Below are 22416 nucleotides of genomic sequence, written 5' to 3' on the forward strand. Positions count from 1 at the left end.
TATTTTATTCAGTTAGTTCATTAAGTTTCCGTTTTTTAACTAAATACATTGATAACATTCAGGATAAGACAAGAACAACCCCAATAATAACCCCGGCTTTTAAAGGGGTTTGCCAATTAAGGGGAATATTAAGAACTACCATAAATTTTGTGAAAATAATATCCAGAGCAATTTTTCAAATTAAAAGGGTTAAGAAATACGATACAATAAAAGTCAGAATAATTCCTAAAACATAATTACCAATTACAATAAAATTAACTTGACCAGGGCGATAACCCAGGGCGCGCATTGTTAAAATAATTTGGCTTGCTTCATCAATAACCGAAGAGGTTACAACAGCTAAAATAATAAAAATGATAGCTCCATTTAAAATTTGCATTATTAGTAAGGAATTATTAACTAATTTTAAAGCAGCTTTGGCAATTGCTTGTTGTAAGGCAATTGTTGAAATGCTATTTGGATTTAATAATAAGGTGGCATTGTTATCATCATCATTCACTAATTTTTTTAAGATATCCAATAAACTATTATTTAAATCAGTATTAAAGAAATTTAACGCTAAATTCTGCAAGCGGAATTTAACAATTGTTTTTCCTTTAATAACATCATCAATATTAATGCTAGGATCAATTAACTGTTCTTTGGAAATAATACTATTATAGAAGACTGGCAATGGCTGGTCATTATTATCAAGATACAAGTTTTTTAAATTATCATAGTTAACAAAAACATTATTTTTTAAATTATCGTTTTTAATAATTCCTTTAATAGTAATTGGAACATTAAATTTACTTAACCGATTATTAATAGTTAAATTAAAATGATCATTAACTTGTAAATGAGCTAATTTAGCAAACCGGTACGAAATAATGGCAGGAATTTTACCATTTATTAAATTAGTGGTAAAAATATCATCAACTTGACTAGTTGGAACTTTATCAAAACGATAAAATTGATTCCATTTCTGACTTGGTAACCCCACTAAACTAATATCATTCAAAACAACATTCTCCTGAGCACTTGAACTAACTTTTAAATTTAGATATGGTAACTCAGTTTGGGGATTGTAATAAACTTGATTAAAAGCAAGGATAGGATGTGTCGTTTGCAAATCTAAAATATTAGGTAACTGTTCTAAATTCTTAATTCAATCCGGAATTGGAATTGTTTGTCCTAAACATGGACTAGCTAATGTTAAATACTGAACTAAATCTGCGACATAAATTGCTTTATAACCCGGATGATAACTAGCAATTTGGGCGAGAGCAACAGCACAATAACTTGGCGAAGTTTTTTTGGCCTCCTCTAATTGGGTAAGCATTGTTTTAAATTCAGTAGTTGATTTAATAACTTCTGGTTCTTGCTCGACATTGGTGCTTGGAGAATAACGGGTATTATTAACATTAACTAATTTTAATTTTTCTGCTCCCCCACTCTCAGTAACAGTTGACGCTTCAATCATCTGCTTGGAAAATTTAAAACGATGGTCAACTCCCGGTTGGTAGTTGATATTCATATTAGTAATCATACTTGTAAAAATATCAGAGGCATTAAATTGAATAATAAATAAAATAGAAGATATTAAAAAAATAAAAATAACAGCACTTCATTTTCCAAATGATTTTAATGTAAATGATAACTGCACCCGAAAGATAAAGTTAGTCTTTGCAAATAAGTGCTTAATAAAATTACTGAAGTGATTGATCCGATAGCTATTAGCCCCTCCTGTTAATTCTAAAATTGGTTTTTTAATATATAACAAGGTTAACAAAAAAGAACCAAGAGCAAAAAGAATCGGAATCACCACAAATAAGATTACCATAAAAGGTCAACTAGTATAAATCATTTGAAACGGAATCATTAAACCATTAACATATAAAGCATTGACATAAGTTTGAATTGGTAAACTACAGAGATAACCAATTGAAACCCCTAAAATCATTGTAAGAAAAAATTTTAACGCAAATACTCATGACAATTCATGGATAGTATAGCCAAAGGATTTAAAAATTCCAATTTGTTTACGGGTTTTATTCATTTCTTTTTTCATTGTGTAGTTAATAAAGATAAAACCTAAAAATAATAACACTGAACCAATCACCGCATACATAATAATTTGAATGTGGATTGCTTGGGTTTGCTGTGCAATAACTGAATCACTAAATGCTAACAAACCATCAGGCGGATTTAAAAACGGAATTTGTAAGCGTTGAAACAATTGTGGTAAAGCATTGGTATGCATTTTAATAAGATATTCTAAAATACTATTCATGGTAAAATTAGTAAATTTATTATTGGCATAACCATCGGCAATCGCTGCGATTTGGCCTTGGGAAAAATACATCTGCCCATAATTACTATCACTATTGGTTTTATTATTACCATTGCTAGTTCGAATAATAGTATCAAGGGTAATTCCAAATCCAACAATTTGATATTGATATTGGGGATCATCGGATAATTTAAAAGTATCACCAAGATGATAATTAAATTTCTGGGCAAACACGCTCCCTAAAATTATTTCGTGTTCATTCGTTGGCAAGCGCCCCGCATATAATTTTAATTGATTAATTGTAGCTGCCTTATTAGTATTAAGATTAATTAAATCATAAGGAACAATATAATAATTCATCGGAATTTGGTCTTTGGTTGTTAAAAATAAACCTTCATTAATGACTGCTTCTCATCGGTTAGTTCCTAATGGATCTGCTAAAAAGCGGGTTGTTAATTCATTTAATGCCCGGTAATTATAGTTTTTTAAATAATTAAAAGTACTAGGGTTGATGCCATCGACAGTTTTTCCGGTTCCTCTAATTGTACTAATTACTTGTAATTTACTTAGAATACTTTTTGATTGGCACACCTTTTGGCTTTCGGGATCATGTTTTTTCCCACACTTATCTAAAGTATCTTTTCACCATTTACTATTTTTATCAAGCATTGGAATCCCATCACTAGTTACGGTTATTTTTTGACCATTTTCATCAACATAATAATTATTTAAATAATAGTTTTCTAAAAATTCATAGCGATAATTTCCCCGCGTTGTAAAATAATAATCTCATTGTTTAGAGGTTTTGGTAATTTCATCATATTTAATTTTAAATTGAATTGCCCCAGACAACACTCCAGCTAAACTAGCAATAATGATAATTACAAATAAAATTAAACCAATTGCTTCAATTCAATTTTTAAAATAGGCCTTTAAATAGCTCTTAATGATTTGTTTCATTAATGGTCTCCTTTAAACAAAATCAAATTATTATTGTATAAATATTATAAATTATTTATTAAGTAGTTTGTTAAAAAGATAGCCAATGTTTTTAATAATATCCGTTGGTAAAACTGGTTTTTTAGTTTTGGCAATCTCATCAGCCACTAACCCATGGAAATAAACTCCTTGGTAGGCACTTGTTAATAACGGATAATTTTGTCCCACTAAACTAGTAATCATTCCGGTCAAAACATCACCGGCCCCACCCATTGCCATATACGGATTACCAGTACTATTATAGTAGAGCGTATCACCATCACTAATAATCGTCTGGTACCCTTTTAATACAACAATAACTTGGTATTTTTTAGCAAAGTCCTTTACTAATTGGGCCCGATTTTTTAAAACAGTGTTAACTGGTTGGGAAAGCAATTCAGCAAATTCTTTAGGATGCGGAGTAATAATTGCGCGGTTTGCCACTCGTTTTAAGATACTAGCATTTAATAATTTAATTCCATCCGCATCAAAAATAATTGGTCCCGGATAATTTGCTAACATAAACTCTAACATAACTAAAGTTTGTGGTTTAACTCCTAATCCTGGCCCTAACCCACAAGCACTAATTTTATTTTTTAATAAGGTGTCTAATAATTCTTTATTATCAAGACTAACGGGAATTACTTCAGGAGTTAAGCCACTCATTTTATTAAGTTCAGTTTCTCGCGTTGCTAAGTATACTAACCCACTGCCCATGTTAACACTACTATTGGCAACTAGAACACCTGTGTTAGGATAAGTTTCACTACCCGCTCATACTAAAACACTGCCATAATCGCCCTTATGCGAAATTACATTTCGGGGTGGAAATTTTAAATTATCAATTCAAAATTCGTGGTGGTTGGGAAATAAAGTTTCAAAAATTACAGTTAGGTCGGGAGTTGGAAACTCTAAATCTCATACGACAACCTTACCTAAATAAGGAATGATCTCATAATTAGTAAAGGCTGTTTTAAAAGTTAAAAAGGTTACTGTCAGATCAGCTTTAACAGCAGTTTGCTTGATAACTTTCTCATCATTATTAATTCCGCTTGGCAAATCACAAGCAATAATAAATTTATTTTTAGCAGCGTTAATATTATTAATAATTTGAGCAACCTCTGCTCCTAGTTCGCCGTGGAACCCAACTCCAAACATACAGTCAATGATAGTTTCTGCTTTTGCAATTAATTCAGTAACGGGGGTTGGGGAAAAATAAAACTTAATATTATTATGTGTTTGGGCTTGGTGGTATCAATAACTAGTTTGCGGAGTTTTTTTATCGGCAAAAATAATTTGTGTACAACAAATATAAACATTAATTTCTTTTGTAGGATCAAAGGTTGCTAATAAAGCAGCTAAGGCTATGCCATCGCCCCCATTATTCCCATAATTACTAATGATTAAAAAATTTTGGTGCGTAAAATTCAGATTATTAAATAACCCCCGGGCACTGCGGGCCATTAATTCTTCGGGCGCATAATTTAAAGTTTTCACGAAATATTCATCAAGTTGATAAGTCATTTTACTAGTACCCACGTATTTCATTGTCATCATCCTTACTATGTGTCAATAATATTTTACTATTAGAAAATAAAAAAAGTTTTAAATTCCTGGTTTTTTTAAAACTTCAATTTTGTCACGATAATTTGGTAAGTACTTTTCAACATAATGTCAAAATGATTTGGAATGGTTATGATGAACAAGGTGGCTAAGTTCATGAACCACCACATATTCAATCACACTAGGGTCAAAATGAATTAATTTAATATTTAACACAATTTTGCCAGTTTGGGGATAACAAACTCCCCACTTTCTGGTCATTGATTTAATAGTTAGGTTTTTATATTCTAACTGCATAATTTTAGCTCATTTATTCACTAATTGTTCAAATTTATAAGTAAACTTCTGACGTAAAAAACTATGGAGTTTTTTTAAATTTTCTTCATAACTCCCATAATCTTTCATCATAAATAATTCTTTATTAATAATTTTGGTATGAATATTTTCATCTGTTAATTGGAGGGGGTATTTGTTATTAAAAACAATTACATAACCAAGTTGGTTAACAGGCGCAAAGGCAACTTTCCGGTAACTATCATGATAATCCATAATCGTCAGAATTTTTTTAATATTGCGATAAATTAGTCCTTCAATTTCTCAGTCATTAGCATGACTCGGCGCTGAAATTTTAATTTTGCCATTATTAACATTTAACACAATATTCTTTTGCTTTTTAATGGTTAATTCATATTTAATTAAATTTCCTTGGTAAGATAATGTTTTTATCATTGTTATAATTCACCTTCAAATTATCAATCGTTCAAAGAAAAACCACAAAGCTTAACAAGGTGGTTTTGATTGTTTAATTATTGTGCTCGTCATTGTTATTGCGGGGCGGATAGTTATTAGCCGGTGGGTTTTGGTTATTAAACTCATTATGTTGCGGTTTTTTAACTGTAATATCTTCACGATATTTTTTCCCTGCTTTTCAGATTTTATCAATATCTCCTAAAAATACTTTGCCATCATAAGAATGATCAACCTTGGCATTTGGATTCGGACGAGCACCGACAGTTCCTTTAGTATAAGGACCGCCAACTTTTTGTTCTAGTGTTCTGGTATCAATCTGGGCACTTTGTTTTGATTTAGGAATAAATAACGAAGTTTTGGGTTGTGATTTATTAACTTGGTTCGGAGCTTGGTAATGATATGATTCATGGTGTTTAATAACATCCCCTTTTTGCACTAACTCCGCGCGGTTAGCAATGTCAACTCCTTTTGGTGATTCATCCAAAACTTCACCATCGCGTAAGGTACGCAAATATTGTCCCTCGGCACCCACACGAATTTCTTCTTTTGGTTCACTCTTTCTAGTTGCACTAACTCAGCGACTATTATTAATACTATTTTCATTCGCAATTTTTTGGGCACTAGCCATCCGTTGTTTTAACTGCGCCATTTTTAATTTTAAATCATTATTAACGCTTGGGGCTTGATTAACTGGTGGAACCGCACGTGGCTTAATTTCATTTTCTTGGACAAATTGTTTTTGGGGAACTGTCCCACGGGCTCCAATTCGCCCCGCAGTTAGGTTAATAGCACGTTGACGGTTACGGTCAGCTTCTGATAGTTGCGAATTATTCATTGCGGCAAAACTATATTTTAAACCAATAATCGCCCCAATTGTTAATAAGAAGGGACCAATTAAAAATAAGATTTCTAATGGTTGAAATTTTAAACCATAACGATATTTTTGGTCAATTGTCGTTGGTGTTACCGTGGCTAAATAAATTGCCACAATTGTTAAGACTAATGACCCCAATCCCACAATAAATGCTAAAAAGTGACCAAAAATTTTAAAACCATTATTTTGGGGAATTAGCACTGGAATTAAGTATAATAAGGCAATTCCAAAAGTTATTGCAATTAAGACACCTCCAACTGCGGTTTGGTTGGCAAGCATTTTTGTGACTGCACTACTATTATCGCCCCCAATTGCGCGCACAACGTTGACAAGATCAGCAAAAATTATTGTTCCCGGAACTTTAACCCCTTCATCCGTAGCATCTTTGGCAACAATAATTAACACCCCAAAAATTATTGTTGATAAAAGCGCCCCAATAATAATTAAAATTCTTGATGATATTTTTAAACTCTGCATATTACTCACCCATATTTCTTTATATATTGTCTGACATATAACCATTACTATACTATTTTATTTTACATTATTTTTAGCAAAAAGGAATTAGTTTAAGAAAATTATTTACTTTTCGAAGTTATTTGGGATATCTTGATAAACAAATAGAAAACTAAGAAAAGAAAACCCCTATTTGCCTAGGGGTCAATAAAACTTAAATTAAAAATTAATAAATCATCTTAATTCAATGTTAAGTTTTCTAATAATAAATGGAATGTTCCTGTTGCTTCAGTTGAAGTTATTGCTAAATAAAATAATTTATCTTGCACAATTGTGTCATCATTATATTTATCCCCAGGTAGATATGTTCCTTCTGATTGAGGATTTGCAATTTCAAGTTGAGCAATACTAATTTCACTAATGCTTATTGACAATGTTTTATTAATATAATCAATTGCCGCAGTTTTATATGTTGCATCTAAATTAAACATGTCTTTTAACTGTCAAGCATAGTAATAAAATCCGTGGTTAGGTAAGGCAATTGCTGATTGTGGTGTAGTATCTTGATGATCAATACTTTCTGATTTTGTATAGTCAATTGTTAAACTATTACTAAATGGTGAAGTAATTTGGAAATTTGCAAATTCTTGTTTTGCTTGATAACCATTTAAATTAAAGTCTTGTGCAGCACCATTAAAATAAACATTTGCTGTTAACGCTCACAAGTAATTACCATTACCATCATTTGTAACAATTCCGCTAACGGCTATGACATTAAAATCTGAAAATTCAACAGCCGCATGCAAAATTTTATCATAGTTTTGGGCAAGAGTACCAAGCGTCCCTTCAAACGCTGTTCCTTGAAACTGTGAAGTCGCTTTCGCAACATTAAACTTAGAAACATTGTTTTCCTTAATAAATGTTAGAAATTTATTTGCAATAAAATCTTGCAATGTAGCAGTAAAATCGGTAGTCGTTTGTTCACCAACTTTTTCTGGTAGTTCCATTGATTTAGTATCATAAGAATCATTAAAATCTGTAGTTTCTGATAATTTTCCATGGTTTTCACTAAAATTATCATAGTTCTTCATAATTAAAGGTGTTGTACTTGTGGCAGTTGTTAAGACTGACAATAAAGTTAATAATATTTTCATAGTTTTACCTTCGCTTTCTGGTTCCCAACCCTTTAAAAAATCCCAAAATGTATTAGTCATTACATTTATCCCATATAACATACATAAGTTTTTTAAAAAAGATAATTTGCAAAAATTTATACCCTACATAAAAATTATATCCAAAAAAAATAAATTTTTTAATTAAAATTTTAAAAACTCATTAACTTCTTTCAAAAAGATTAATGAGTTTTATTAGCATTTAAAAGTTGGTTTTGATAGGGAAAAGTATGATTAAAATAGGGATTTTCTCATTTTGAAACAGTGCGACCATCACGATGATAGGTATTAACAGCATTTCGTAAATTTAAAACTTTACTTTTAATTTCATTATAAATATCTCGTTTAGCAAAATATCCCGGTTTGCTTTGTTTGGTAATAATAATGGGCGCCGTAACTTGTAACCGTGGCTTAACATGGTGTTTTTGTTGAACCATTGGTTTTGCTTTTTTAACCAGTGGTTTTTTAATTTTCACTGGTGCGGTAATGTTCTTTACTTTTTGATCACCAGAAGTTACTTTTTGTTTCTTAACTTTAGCTGGGATTTTTTCTGAATCCTTAACTTGTCGAAAAGCATTATTATTTTTAATAATTGATAATACGAAAAACTTTTCATTATTATTTAATTCTCGCTTTGATTTAACAATTCTTTCCACAATTGTATAATTTAATCTTAATGCTAATAAATTTTTAACAACTTGTCGTAACTTTTTATCAGTAATGGTATTTATTACTTTTTGGTCCCCAAAAGCACTCATTTTAATTACCCTTTCTTAATTTACTCCTATCAAAACATTTTCTAATTTTATTATACATTTTCTATTAAAAATGCAAGAAAATTATGACAAAAATAAAAAAAATATTCTAAAACGAATATTTTTAATCATCAATTTTTAACACTGCCATAAATGCTTCCTGGGGGACTTCCACCGATCCAATTGCTTTCATTCGTTTTTTTCCTTCTTTTTGCTTTTCTAACAGTTTTTTCTTCCGGGAAATATCTCCCCCATAACATTTTGCTAAAACATTTTTTCGTAAGGCTTTAATATCTTCACGAGCAATAATCTTATTATTAATTGCAGCTTGGATGGGCACTTCAAAATTCTGACGTGGAATAATTTCTTTTAGTTTAGCACACAATAATTTTCCCCGGTGATAGGCAAAATCGCGATGCACAATTGTTGATAACGCGTCAATTACTTCACCATTTAAGAGAATATCCATTTTTACTAACTTGCTAGTTTGGTAGCCAGCAAATTCATAATCAAACGAGGCATAACCCTTACTAATTGATTTTAACCGGTCAAAAAAATCAAAAACAATTTCATTTAATGGCATTTGGTAAGTTAAAATCCGACGGGTATCATCAATATATTCTAAGTTTTGATAAATTCCTCGCTTGTGCTGACATAATTCCATTAACGGACCAATGTAAGTGTCCGGAGTCATAATTGTTGTTCGCACATATGGCTCTTGAATATAATCAATTTTTTGAACGGGAGGTAGTTTACTTGGATTATCAATTTTAATCATTTCTTTATTGGTTAAATAAACATGGTAAATTACCGAAGGGGCAGTGGCAATTAATTCCAAATTGTATTCGCGTTCTAAGCGTTCTTGAATCACATCCATGTGTAATAATCCTAAAAAACCACAACGAAAGCCAAAACCTAACGCTTGTGAGGTTTCTGGTTCATATACAAGAGAAGCATCTGATAATTGAATTTTTTCTAACGCTTCTTTTAAATCTTTATACTTTGCAGAATCAATTGGGTATAACCCACAAAAAACCATTGGGTTTAGTTTTTTATACCCTAGTAATGGTTCCTGGGCAGGATTAGCAACACTAGTAATCGTATCTCCTACGTTAATATCTTTAATAGTTTTAATGCTCGCCGCAATTCAGCCAACCTCACCGGCTGCTAACTGGTCCTTCTTCACTTCTTTTGGTGTTTTAATACCCACTTCAGTAACATCATAAACGGCATTGGTATTCATTAACTTAATTTTTTCCCCGACTTTAATAATTCCCTGCTTTACTCGTACCGAAAGCATTACTCCCCGGTACTTATCATAATAAGAATCAAAGATTAAAGCGCGCAAGGGTTTGTTATCATCAGCATCAATTGGTGCTGGAATATATTTAACAATTGCTTCTAACACTTGGTCAATATTAACTCCTGTTTTCGCACTAATTAAAGGTGCTTGTTCCGCAGGAATTCCAATTATTTTTTCAATTTCAGCTTTTACCCGGTCAGGATCAGCAGATGGTAAATCAATTTTATTAATAACAGGAATAATTTCTAAATTATTATCAATTGCTAAATAAACATTTGCTAAGGTTTGGGCCTCTATTCCTTGGGCCGCATCAACTACTAATAGTGCTCCTTCACAAGCAGCTAAACTTCGAGATACTTCGTAGGTAAAATCAACATGGCCAGGAGTATCAATTAAATGAAAAATATAATCTTCACCATTTTTAGCATGGTATGTTAGTTGGACTGAATTTAATTTAATTGTAATTCCCCGTTCACGTTCTAAATCCATCGAATCTAATAACTGGTTTTGCATTTCCCGCTTTTCCACGGTCCCAGTCAATTCTAAAATTCGATCAGCTAAAGTTGATTTTCCGTGGTCAATATGGGCAATAATACAAAAATTGCGAATATGTGATTTTTCCATTAATTAACTTCCTTCTTTTTACATTAATCTTGTAATCTCTAATAATTATAAAGGATAAATTGCATAAATAACATTAAAATAAAAAAATCACGGATGTGATTTTCTCCTTTTATTTTCTAATTTTTAACGCTTCAATAATAGCTTTATAACGTTCAAAATCTTTGTTTGCTAAATATGATAACAAGTGTTTTCTTTGCGCAACATTTTTTAACAAACTACGACGTGAAGTAATATCTTTTTTATGGGTTTGTAAATGCTCTGTGGCGTTATTAATTTCTTGAGTTAGAATTGCAATTTGCACTTCTGGTAACCCTGTATCATTTTTATTACGACCGTATTTTGCTACAATTTCAGCTTTTTGTTCTTTAGTCAACATTACGTAATATTCTCCCTTCATTTAATGGTTTATTTAATGTCAGATCAAAGTAATTAACAAAGGGTGATGTTAATAACAACGAAATAACAACCTTATTAATCATAGCGGATTATTAAATGAAATTCAATAAAAATTAACGAAAAAATATAACTAATCATCGCAACTATAATTATTAAACTATATTAAATTACACAAGCATCACATTCATAATTTTCACTATCTGCTAATACTTCTTGACGGACACGAACATAATAAATTGAGGAACATCCTTGTTTAAAAGCTCTAATATATGCTTTATTTAAATCACGAGTGGTCGCGGTATCAGTCATAAATAATGTTAATGAGATTGCTTGGTCAACATGCTGCTGGGCAGCGGCGGCAATATCAATAATTGGGTTTGGCCCAACTTCATAAGCACCTAAAGCATAATAGCCCATATTATCAAAATTAATTTGGTAAGCAGGCACATATACCCGCCCTAATTTTCCTTCCTTGCGAACTTCAACAGGAGCAACTACAGGTTGTAAACTTGGTGTACATGATGAAAGATAACTAATCGAGCCAGTGGGAGCGACAGCCATTAAATGAGAATTAGCCAGTCCCGTAGTTTTAATTTGTTCACATAACATAATTCAATCTTGTTGTGTTGGAATTGTCACATTATATTTGGTAAATAATGCTTTGACTTTATCAGTTTGCGGTTGGTAATGGTTTGGTGCACACTTGGTATATTTATCGAAATAAGAACCATCGGCAAATTTAGATTCCCGAAAGCCGTTAAAAACACCAACTTGCTGAGCCAATTGATTTGATGCTTTAAAAGCATGGTAGGCCATTACATAGAAAAAGATATTTGTAAAATCAATTGCTTCTGGAGAATTATAAAATATATGATTAGTTGCTAAAAAACCATGGAGATTCATCGCTCCGAGACCAACCGCATGGTTTTTTTGGTTACCATATTCAATTGAAGGGGCACTAGCAAGATCACTATTACGTGATACATGGTCTAAGGCTTTAATTGCTTGATAAATTGCACTAGCAAACTCGCTACCACTTTCCATCATTTTGGCAATATTAACACTCCCTAAATTACAACAAATGTCTTCCCCAATTTTTTTAAAGCTAAGATCTTCATTATATTCACTCGGCGTACTTACCTGAACAATTTCACTACATAAGTTACTCATTACAATCCGCCCGGGATGGGCATTTCGATTATTAACCGTGTCATCAAATAACAAATATGGATAGCCACTTTCAAAATGCAGCTCTGCAATTGTTTGAAATAATTTTCGAGCATCAATAAAGGTTTTTTTAATATCAGGATTATTTAACATATTATAGTATTCTTTAGTAATGGCAATGTCACTCAGTGGTTTGCCATAGACTTTTTGAACATCATAAGGACTAAACAATGCCATTTTTTCATTATTTTTTGCTAATTCAAAGGTAATGTCCGGAATCACAACTCCTAATGATAAAGATTTAATCCGAATTTTTTCATCCGCATTTTCTCGTTTGGTATCTAAAAATAACATAATATCAGGATGATGAACATTTAAATATACGGCCCCCGCTCCTTGGCGTTGACCTAATTGATTAGCATATGAAAAGGAATCTTCCAAAATTTTCATCACCGGAATAACTCCCGTGGCTTGGTTCGCAATATTTTTAATTGGGGCCCCAAATTCGCGCAGGTTAGTTAAACATAAAGCCACTCCCCCACCACGTTTTGACAACTGTAAGGAAGTTGAAATTGCCCGACAAATTGATTCCATATTATCTTCAACTCTTAATAAATAACACGAGATATATTCTCCCCGTTGTTTTTTCCCCGCGTTTAAAAAAGTGGGAGTTGCAGGTTGAAAACGCCCTAACATCATTTCTTTTAGAATTGCTTGCGCAGCTTCAAAATCTCCATCCCCAAAAAATAATGCATTCATTACTACCCGGTCTTCATATGTTTCTAAGTATTGTTGATTATCAAACGTTTTTAAAGCATAAGCGTTAAAAAATTTTAATGCTCCCATAAAACTAGGAAAATGATGTTGATAGCTTTTAGCAAGAGCTATTAATTTTTCAATTTCCGCAATTTGATATTTATTAATAATTGTTTCATCATAGTATTGTTCTTTGACTAAGTAAGTGATCCGTTCTTTAACATCTGCAAACTTTTTAAGATTTGGTAACACATGGTGGTTTAAATAACTTTCAGCAGCTAACACGTCTAATTGAAAATTATCTTTTCCCCGCTCAAATAGTTTTGATTTTGCATTTAAAGCAATGTATTCTTCATTATCTCCATTATTTGCTAACAGAGAAACTTTATTTGTCTTCATAAATTCTATTCCTTTCAAAAATCACTTAATATTTTTTTGATAGTTTTGACATCATGTTGAGTTCCTAGTAATTCAAATTGGTATAATAATGGAACCTGTAATTTTTTGGAAAGAATTGGTCCAGCTACCGCAAAGGTGTCACCAAAATTAGTATTTCCCGAGGCAATTACCCCGCGACAAAATTGGCGATTTTGGTGGTTATTTAAAAATTTAATTACTTGCTTAGGAACTGCTCCTTTATAATCATTGCCCCCACCCCCATATGTGGGACAAATCAAAACATAATCTTTGTCAACTAAGATTTCTTCTGATAAATCATAGGGAATTCGTGTGTTTTTAATATTTAGTTTTTGAATAAAGCGGTGAGTATTATTTGATGTTGAAGAAAAATAAACAACATACATTTCACCGGTTGGTTTGGTAACTGTGTGGTCGGAAACTCTAATAATATCCTCATGCATAATTATTCCTCACGTTTAAAATTCTCAATCTTCATCTTCAGTTTCTTCTGTAATTCCCATTACATACGAAGAACCATTTCCAGAAAAGAAATCATGGTTCTCATCGGCGCGGGCTGATAACTGAGTAAAAATCTCGGGAGCAATTCTTGTTTCTTCTTCACTAAACGGTGATTCGTAACCTAAATTTTGTAAAAATTTCCCAGCATTATATAAACTAAAGCGAATCGCATCTTCAGCTAAGCCAAAACCTTCATAAAGTTCATGTAAATATTTTTTTTCTAAAATAATTAACTCATTTAGTAAATCAAAAACAAATTGTTTCATTTCTTCTTGTTGGGCTCGTGGTAATTTAGCAACTTTTTGTTGGTATTTATAACCACTATAATAGTTATGAATAACCTTGTCTCTTAAAATTAACCGGATAATATCAGAAGTATTTGGGAGCTTACCACGTGCTGATAAGTAAAATGGTAAATAAAATCCCCCATATAATAAAAATCCTGGCATTAGAGCAGCGGCAACTTTTGATTTTAACGGATCATCCCCAACATAATATGGAATTAATGCTTGAGCCCGTTCTTGTAAACTTTTTGTGTTAATTACTCATTCATGGGCTTCTTCAATTTGCTCACTTGAACATAAAGTTGAAAAAATAGTTCCGTATGATCTGGCATGAACAGCAACCATAAAGGCAAAGTTGGTATAAATAACTTGTTCATGGTCGGTTAATGAGTTAGGAACTTGGGCAACATCACCAACCGTTGCTTGGATTGTATCTAATAGTGTTAAACCAGTAAATGTCCGGGTAATTAGTTGCTGTCATTCTGGATTTAAAGTACGTCATGATGTTAAATCATTAGAAACTGGAATTTTTTCTGGTAATCAAAAATTCTGGGTAATTCTGGTTCATACTTCTAAATCTTTATCATCATTAATGACGTTTCAATTAACTGACCGCATTTTCCCCTGAAAATTATTTTGAGCATATTCAAGGGGTGAAAGTGAATCTTGATAATATTTATTTTTTTGTACTGCCATAATTGCTCCTTTCAAAGATATATTAAAAATATCTAGCTAAAATAATTTAGTAATTGCTTAATTAGCGATACTAAAATAAACCCAAAAGTAATCTGGATTTTTTAAATTATTCAACAATATTAAGTCCCGTTCAATGCTAATGGGAGTTGTTAATAAATTATGAAGAGTTAACAAAAAACTTGTAATAATCCCTAAAACAACTTTTCCTTGACAACTAAAAAGCATTCACTTCATTAGGGAAAGGAGTACAAATATTTTTAAATTATTTAAAAGTAATCAAAAAAAGCATGCGCAAGATTATTAAAGATTACAAAATAATTTTGTTATTTCATTCCCAGGAATAACATAAATTTAGTGAGATAACAGACTGGTTTCCTGGCTTAGCATCATTTTACTAGTTACCCTTCTCAAAGTTTCCTTTAATGGCAATGTAACGTTCATCCGCATCACAGTTGCTGGGACAGCAAGAGAATCTAACTCTTTTCCCAAACATCTATTATTCCAAAGCTATTTAGTTGTAAACATATCTTACTATATTATTTTTAATTTGTAAAATAATAAAAAAAGAATAATAATTATTCTTTTTTTCCTTAATTATAAAGTTTTTTCGTTTTCATCGGCATTCATTGAAGAACACTCATAGGAGTCAAGACGCGATATCATCCCTATTTTAAGTCTTTTTTCTACATTAATTTTTTTTCGTAATAATAATTGTTCTCTTTTTTTAATTTTTTTTACTTGGGTTACTATTAATTCGCCCTCATCAATTTCTTGTTTTCATTTTTCTTGAATTTTATGAATAATATTTAAATAATTATCTATTAATTTTTGGTTAAAAACTTGGTAATGATTATTAGCCACTATAAATCTTAATAACCGACTTTGAGCATTTAAAACATTTCATAAAAAAGTTTCAAATTCTCCAGTATCACTAAAAATAACATCAGCCATTTTACGTTCTTTCTTTTTAAACTTCCTATCACTTAAAATTTTCTCCTTAAAGTTTTTAAAAAAAGCAGATAATTTTTGTTTTTTAATATAGCCTCATTCTTGATAACCCATAATTTTAAATTGTTCACTAAAATCAACCATTTCTTTTGTGCGAATTTTAAAAGAATTTAAAAATTTAAAATAATGTTGTGCTATATCAATAATAAGAATTCGATCATGGAATTTTAAAAGTACATTTAATTGATTAACTTCGGTTTTAATTTTATGCAAATAAAATTTTGCATAAAATTCAAATAGCTGCGGATTAGACTTAAGTTCAGCAAAACTAATCATTTCATCATCTTCAATAATAACATATCTTTCTAAAATTTTTTCAAAAGATAATTTATTAAGGACACTAAGAATTTCAAGATATTTTGGTTCTGGTTTCCTATTAGTTGCTGAAGAATCATCTTGAGAAGTATTTACTGCTGAAGTTTCTGATTCAACTTCGCGAATTTCTAATTTAACTTTATGGGGGTGAATTGTGATGGTCGGAATAATTGATCCTTGGTATTTACTAAACTTAAAAATAAAATTTGTCGATTCCGAAAATAATAATTGTTCTAAGTTTATTTGCAATTGTTGGTATATTGTTAACATACTTTCTATTTTCGTAAACATTTTTTCTCATACTCAATAAACTTCAAAAGGTTGACGTTTATATTTACTTATTTCAAGTAATTCATTAAGGTTAACTATTTCTGGTAAGTCTAAAGCAGGAATATTTTTTTCAAAAATATGATTAATTTTATTAATCAAAAGATCAGTTGAAGTTGGATTCATAGGTAATCACTCTTTCTAAATAGTGTTTAATTTTAATATTTTAAAATAAGATTATTAAAATTAGATATAAAAAATACCAAAAATCTTGTTAACAAGAAATTTGGTATTATATATACTCTCAAATATTAAATTATTAATTTTTATATCTAATTCTTTATCATTATAACACTTTCCTTTAATTTCAGTGATTTAGTTTACAAATCTTATTAATAACTTTCATTGTTCAAATAAGTTTTTTTGATACTTAATAAAAATTATTTTATGGTTTCTTGTTCTAATTCGCTTTCTAAATCAACTTCTAATAAATTCTGCTCAGCTAGTTCGTGGTCAAGTTTAATTGTATGTTCAGTTCGTTTTAAATCTTTGTAAATAAAGAACGCGAACAAAATTCCTAAACAAATTAAGATTACTAATAATACTGTTAAAGCGACAATGGTTAACATCTATTCCACCTCATCTTCTAATTTTGATTGTGCTACTTTTGAAATTTCATTTTGAATAATTGTTTTCTTAATTTTATTTTTAGCATTAAAAATTTCAGGACTATTAGCTAGTGCTGAAATAATCGGCACCAGAATTCCTAGCACTAATGCTAAGATGGAAATATATCAGGGGTTAGTTGTTGTTGAAATTACAAAATCATAAATCGAAAAGCCAATAATAATTAATAAAATAACTGGGATAACATAATACATCATTAGGCGGTATCATGTTCCTAATTTAATTCAAGAAACTTTATTGTTATATTTAATTAGAATATCTAATTTTTTAGCTTTATGAACAAAGAAGATTACTTGCGCAAATGATACTAAAATTAGATCTAACCCCGCAGCTAATAATTGGAAAGAATTAATTAACTGGTAAGTATTTTCAAATACTAATGCTAATCCAACCACAATAATTAATGCACATATTCCGAAAATAACTCGACGTTTTTTAAAATGATACTGGGTCTCAATTGCATCCACAATAACTTCGGTGTTTCCAACCGTAGTGCTTAATCCTGCAATGAATAAGGCTAGGAAAAACAAAATTCCTAAGAAGTTTCCAAACCCCACCACAGTATTTTGGTTAATAATATGGAAAGTTTCGGGAAGGACATTAAAAACAAATACCATTGAATCACTACCGAATTTATTTGTAATGGCTTGTTGGAATAATAAAATATCAGTTTTATCACTTATACTATTATTAACAATTGCTCCCGATGACCCAAAGATAAAAATTAAATTGGTAACCGATAAAAACAAAATCCCAATTACTAATAAATATGTTTTGGAAGTATTGTCTTGGTTGTGCGGAGCAACACCGGCAAACCGCATCATCATTCCCATTCCTAATGAGGTGGTAAAGAATGCTAAGGAAAAAACACTACTTCAAGTTTGAGTTGTTCCTAATTTTTTTAGATTATCTTTTAAAAATAAAGTGGCTAATCCTTCTTTACTCCCCGGAACGGTTAAGATATAAATTGCTAAAATAAAAATAATAATAAATAATAAGGGCATAAATACTTTGTTTAATTTTTCAATGCCTTTAACCCCAAATGATAAAATTAACCCCACTAAAATAACAACTAAGAGAAAGGCTAAAAACACAATTCATTGAAAACCGCCATGGGTGCTAACCCCAAAGCCCCCACTCTGTAAAATATGTTTATTAAAAATGTTACCACCCATATCATTAATAAGGCCAGGACTAAATTCAATTCCAATTGAAACAATTGTATAACCAACTAAAACTGAATAATAAATTGGAATAATAATCATTAAGGTTGATTGAAACCATCCAATAAATTTACTTACTTTAACATTTTCTTTTTCAAAAATATTAATGACACTTTTGCGACGCAGGTTTCCTAAATTAAATTCAAAGATTAATAACGGAATTCCAACAATAATCATTGCGACAATATATAGTAAGAAAAAATAAAATCCTCCGTTCTTATTAATATAACCAGGTAATCCTCAAATTACCCCTAGGCCAATTGCTGCTCCTAACGAAGAAACAATAAAACCAACTTTGCTCATTTGCTTTTTCTTATTCATAGTCATCTCCTAACTTTTACAATAAAATTTTAATTATTATGGAAAATAAGATAAATTTATAAAAATTTTTATCTTTTATATTAAATAATTCTACCGTGATTTTAATAATTTGTCATTAATTTTAGTTCTTTTTTTATAACCGTAATTTTAAGCAACTGGTAAAAGAAAAAATCTCTTTAATTATAAAGAGATTTTTTAATATAAAATATTTAATTAAAAATTATTTTGAATCTGGTGTTGTTTCATCTGCTGAATTATTAAAATCATCAATTGCTTTATTTAAAGCAGTTAAAGCATCACTTGCCGCAGTTTCATCAGTAACTTTTTCTGCTGTTGTAATTGCATCTTGTAATTTTTGAAAGGCATCAGCAGTTTTTTTACCCTGTTCAATTTCTTTAGCTTCAGCAATTTTAGCTTTTAAAGCATCCAAGTTAGGTGTTTTTTCTTTGTCTCCACCATCAGGTTGAGTTAATTGGATAACTTGTTTAGCCATTACTGTTAATGGTGGAACTTTTACTTGTTCACCTTCCTGAGGCATTTCAACTTTTCCTTCCATTTTATTTAAAATTAAAGTAATTTCAGTTGCTCCTTGTTTTGCTTCCACAGTAAATGTATATGCTAAAATATTCCCATCTTGGTCCATTGAGTTTTTAAAATCTTTTGTTTCTTGGAATAATGCTAAAATTGGCTCACTTTCTTGTTGACCAGCTTGATCTAAATTAAATCAAGATGGATCCCCAGTCATATCTGGTGTAGCAACACTATCAGCAACGACTTTCCCATCCGCGATTTTGTCTTTAATCATTAGTGCTTCTAAGTCTTTTACACTTTTTCCATCAACAAATGTTAATTGACTAATTTCGGTTGAATCTTTATCTGATTTATCACAAGCAACAACACTACTTGCTCCAGTCGCTGTTAAACCAACAGCCCCTAAAATAGCTAATAACTTTTTCATTCAATATTACCTCTCTTATTTTGTGTTTATAAGAAAAACATCAAAAAAGCCCATAATTATTATAGGAAATCTCCTATAATAATTACTGGGCCAAATGCTTTTCATATTCTTAATTTAACAAAAAAAAAAAAAAAAGCAACTATTTTAAGTATTTTTGTAAAAACCCTGCTATTTATTAGTTGCTAGGAATCCGATAATGTTGTTTTCAGTAATTTAAATCACCATTAATTAATTCTGATAATTCAGCAATAGAAGAAATTTTAATATTTGGTCGAATATATTCTAAAAACAAGACTCTAATTTCTTGACCATATAAATCCATCTTTTGATCAATTAAATAAGTTTCAACTGCTTCTTGGTTTTTACTATTAACCATATAAGAAGTTAAAGAGGGATAAGAACGATTATTAATTAATGTTTCACTAACATATACTCCGTAAGGTAATAAACACTTTCTTGGTAAATAAATATTAGCTGTTGGAAAATTAATTGTTCGTCCTAATTTTTTACCATGCTCAACAATCCCCGTCACTGAATATGGAAATGCTAATAATTTATTAGCACTAATTAAATCATGGTTATTAGTAATCAAATTACGAATATAAGAAGAAGCAGGACTGGTTGGATCGCGACGAATTATTGTAACATTATCTTTGCCAAAAAATTCTTGTAAAGTTTCAACATTTCCGGTTTTCTGATTACCAAAAGAAAAGTCTTGACCAACAACGACTTTTTGAACTCCGTATTTTTCTTGGAGAATGGTTAAAAATTGGTGGGCAGTTAAGTTAATAAATTCATCATTAACAATCCCTTCCAAATAATAATTAAAACCGCGGGTCGCAATTAATTCTTGTTTAACTTTGTTCTCCATTAGTTTAGTATTCATTTTTTTAAAGTAATCACTAACGCTTTCTGATAATGTAAAAAATAACGATAATAAATTATTTTCCTTGGCAATTGCTAAAGTAGCATCGATAACTTTTAAATGACCTTCGTGTAAACCATCAAAAAAACCTAAACATGCAATTTTAGGAGCACTATCAAAATCTTTTTTTCATCTTAAAATTTGCATAATTTTAGTTTTCCCTTTCACTTTCTAATTTTTTAACATTCGGGTCGGGCGTCCAAATTCCCCGTTGGGATGCAAATACATGACGACCAATATGTTTGTAAACTGCTAATACTTCTTTTTGTTTATTAATAATAAAAATAATCGGATCAGTATGGTTAATAATTACAATTGGTTTTCCGTGTTTAATTTCTTCTTCATAATGGTATAACAATAATGGTTGCTTATTAATAAATAAGGCGTCATACATCGAAATAATATGTTTAGGTTCTAAGTTTTCAATTTTAACAGCTCTGGCTAAGGTAAAATTCCCTGATAAAGTTCGGGTTAACTTACTAACCGTAGCAATTGTACCCAGTTTAGCCGCCAGATCATTCACCAAACTACGAATATAAGTCCCTTTTGAACAAATAACACTAAATTTTATAATATGTTGATGGGAATTATATTCTTTTAACTTAATTTCATGAATTGTTACTGTGCGGGGTTTAATTTCAACATCCTGATTTTGCCGAGCATACTCATATAACTTTTTGCCGTTTACTTTAATAGCAGAATATTTAGGAGGATATTGCTCATAGATAAAACCATTAAACGCAGCAAAAACTTTTTTAATTTCTTTTTTCTTTAGTTTCCGCGGTGGCTCTTCTTTAATAGTTTTCCCCGTAATATCACCACTATCGGTTTCTTGAAATAATTTCATTTCAACATCATAACCCTTATTAGCGCTTAATAAATATTCACTAATTTTGGTTGCATTGTTAATTAACACTACTAATAAACCTGTTGCCAAGGGATCTAACGTTCCCGCATGTCCAATTTTTCGCACATCTAATTTTTGCTTGATTTCTTGGATCACTTGATGGCTTGTTTTACCCTCTGGTTTATCAATTAAAATAACACCATCTTTCATCTGCTAAAACCCCTTTAAGTCTGTACTTTAACTCATTATATCATTTAATTTGTTCTAAATTAGTTATATTTTACTAAAAAATCTTGATAATTTTTCATAAATAATTTATTATAATTACGTATGAAAAATAATTATTGTTACATTTATATCTTTCTTACAAATTATTAAAGCCTTTCCTTTTGTGCTTAATAATTATTCTTTTGTAGCAGTATTTAAAAATAATTATAATCTTAAAATAGTTTGTTTTTCATACACTTATATTGAAGGGCAGATTTGGTTTTCTAGGCTGTTCATTTTACCAAATCTGTTTTTTTTTTTTTTTATTTAATCCTGTTTATTTCATTATTTAAACCCTTGAATTTTAAGGGTTTAAATAATGATAAAATATATTAAATTGTCAAAAATTTGCAAAATTATTGTTGCATTTTTAAAAATAAGTGATATTATTTAATTGTCTTAAGTAGACAAAACAATAAGTAAATTAAGAATGCACATATAAAGAGAACATGTTAGGTAATTATTATATTTTAGATATAATAGAACGAACGTAGACCGTGTATAATACCTAAATGGTCTTTTAAACAAAATATCTCAAAAAAAATAGTAGTGAATGCTGAATATCTAAAATAAAATAGACACGTAAAAAATAAGTTTATGTGTAATAATTTTATTGAAAGGTATTCTTTTTATT

The 22416-nt window shown here is 30.3% G+C and carries 17 protein-coding genes and 1 riboswitch; all 17 genes read right to left on the bottom strand.

The window, feature by feature from the left end; genetic code table 4:
- Positions 1–4 precede the first annotated feature (4 nt).
- The 17 genes from QPK10_RS05975 to truB all read right to left on the bottom strand — a co-directional run bounded on the left by QPK10_RS05975 (position 5) and on the right by truB (position 21725).
- Positions 5–3232: an FtsX-like permease family protein gene (locus QPK10_RS05975; protein WP_368487092.1), complete on the bottom strand. Its 3228-nt coding sequence runs from the start codon at positions 3230–3232 to the stop codon at positions 5–7.
- 51 nt (positions 3233–3283) lie between these two features.
- A complete protein-coding gene (locus QPK10_RS05980; RefSeq protein ID WP_368487093.1) occupies positions 3284–4798 on the bottom strand; it encodes an NAD(P)H-hydrate dehydratase in 1515 nt (504 codons plus the stop codon).
- 57 nt (positions 4799–4855) lie between these two features.
- A complete protein-coding gene (locus QPK10_RS05985; protein WP_368487094.1) occupies positions 4856–5542 on the bottom strand; it encodes a M48 family metallopeptidase in 687 nt (228 codons plus the stop codon).
- Between the two features lie 73 nt (positions 5543–5615).
- Positions 5616–6914, bottom strand: coding sequence for a hypothetical protein (locus tag QPK10_RS05990; protein ID WP_368487095.1), 1299 nt, complete (start codon positions 6912–6914; stop codon positions 5616–5618).
- A 218-nt stretch (positions 6915–7132) separates the two neighbouring features.
- Entirely contained in the window at positions 7133–8047 is a 915-nt protein-coding gene (locus tag QPK10_RS05995) for a hypothetical protein (protein ID WP_368487096.1), read from the bottom strand.
- 200 nt (positions 8048–8247) lie between these two features.
- On the bottom strand, positions 8248–8823 hold the full coding sequence (locus tag QPK10_RS06000; RefSeq protein WP_368487097.1) for a hypothetical protein: 576 nt from the start codon (positions 8821–8823) through the stop codon (positions 8248–8250).
- Between the two features lie 121 nt (positions 8824–8944).
- Positions 8945–10747, bottom strand: a complete 1803-nt coding sequence (gene lepA / locus QPK10_RS06005; protein WP_368487098.1) for a translation elongation factor 4 — start codon at positions 10745–10747, stop codon at positions 8945–8947.
- 109 nt (positions 10748–10856) lie between these two features.
- The gene (rpsO, locus tag QPK10_RS06010; RefSeq protein WP_368487099.1) at positions 10857–11123 is read right to left on the bottom strand and encodes a 30S ribosomal protein S15; all 267 of its coding nucleotides are present in this window, start codon (positions 11121–11123) and stop codon (positions 10857–10859) included.
- Positions 11124–11305: 182 nt separating this feature from the next.
- Positions 11306–13465: a class 1b ribonucleoside-diphosphate reductase subunit alpha gene (gene nrdE, locus QPK10_RS06015; RefSeq protein WP_368487100.1), complete on the bottom strand. Its 2160-nt coding sequence runs from the start codon at positions 13463–13465 to the stop codon at positions 11306–11308.
- Positions 13466–13470: 5 nt separating this feature from the next.
- Positions 13471–13926 (bottom strand): class Ib ribonucleoside-diphosphate reductase assembly flavoprotein NrdI, encoded by a 456-nt coding sequence (nrdI, locus tag QPK10_RS06020; RefSeq protein ID WP_368487101.1) that lies wholly within the window; start codon positions 13924–13926, stop codon positions 13471–13473.
- Positions 13927–13941: 15 nt separating this feature from the next.
- Entirely contained in the window at positions 13942–14964 is a 1023-nt protein-coding gene (gene nrdF / locus QPK10_RS06025; RefSeq protein ID WP_368487102.1) for a class 1b ribonucleoside-diphosphate reductase subunit beta, read from the bottom strand.
- A gap of 347 nt (positions 14965–15311) precedes the next feature.
- Positions 15312–15490: riboswitch (cobalamin riboswitch) on the bottom strand.
- A gap of 68 nt (positions 15491–15558) precedes the next feature.
- The gene (locus tag QPK10_RS06030; RefSeq protein ID WP_368487103.1) at positions 15559–16740 is read right to left on the bottom strand and encodes a hypothetical protein; all 1182 of its coding nucleotides are present in this window, start codon (positions 16738–16740) and stop codon (positions 15559–15561) included.
- Between the two features lie 254 nt (positions 16741–16994).
- Positions 16995–17183: a hypothetical protein gene (locus QPK10_RS06035; RefSeq protein ID WP_368487104.1), complete on the bottom strand. Its 189-nt coding sequence runs from the start codon at positions 17181–17183 to the stop codon at positions 16995–16997.
- On the bottom strand, positions 17184–18785 hold the full coding sequence (locus QPK10_RS06040; RefSeq protein ID WP_368487105.1) for a sodium-dependent transporter: 1602 nt from the start codon (positions 18783–18785) through the stop codon (positions 17184–17186). It lies immediately after the preceding gene.
- Positions 18786–19005: 220 nt separating this feature from the next.
- Positions 19006–19743 (bottom strand): lipoprotein, encoded by a 738-nt coding sequence (locus tag QPK10_RS06045; RefSeq protein ID WP_368487106.1) that lies wholly within the window; start codon positions 19741–19743, stop codon positions 19006–19008.
- A 175-nt stretch (positions 19744–19918) separates the two neighbouring features.
- Entirely contained in the window at positions 19919–20815 is an 897-nt protein-coding gene (gene ribF, locus QPK10_RS06050; RefSeq protein ID WP_368487107.1) for a riboflavin biosynthesis protein RibF, read from the bottom strand.
- A 4-nt stretch (positions 20816–20819) separates the two neighbouring features.
- The gene (gene truB, locus QPK10_RS06055; protein WP_368487108.1) at positions 20820–21725 is read right to left on the bottom strand and encodes a tRNA pseudouridine(55) synthase TruB; all 906 of its coding nucleotides are present in this window, start codon (positions 21723–21725) and stop codon (positions 20820–20822) included.
- Positions 21726–22416: the final 691 nt, after the last annotated feature.

This window comes from Spiroplasma sp. DGKH1, from assembly GCF_040940205.1.
Lineage (GTDB): Bacteria > Bacillota_I > Bacilli_A > Mycoplasmatales > Mycoplasmataceae > Spiroplasma.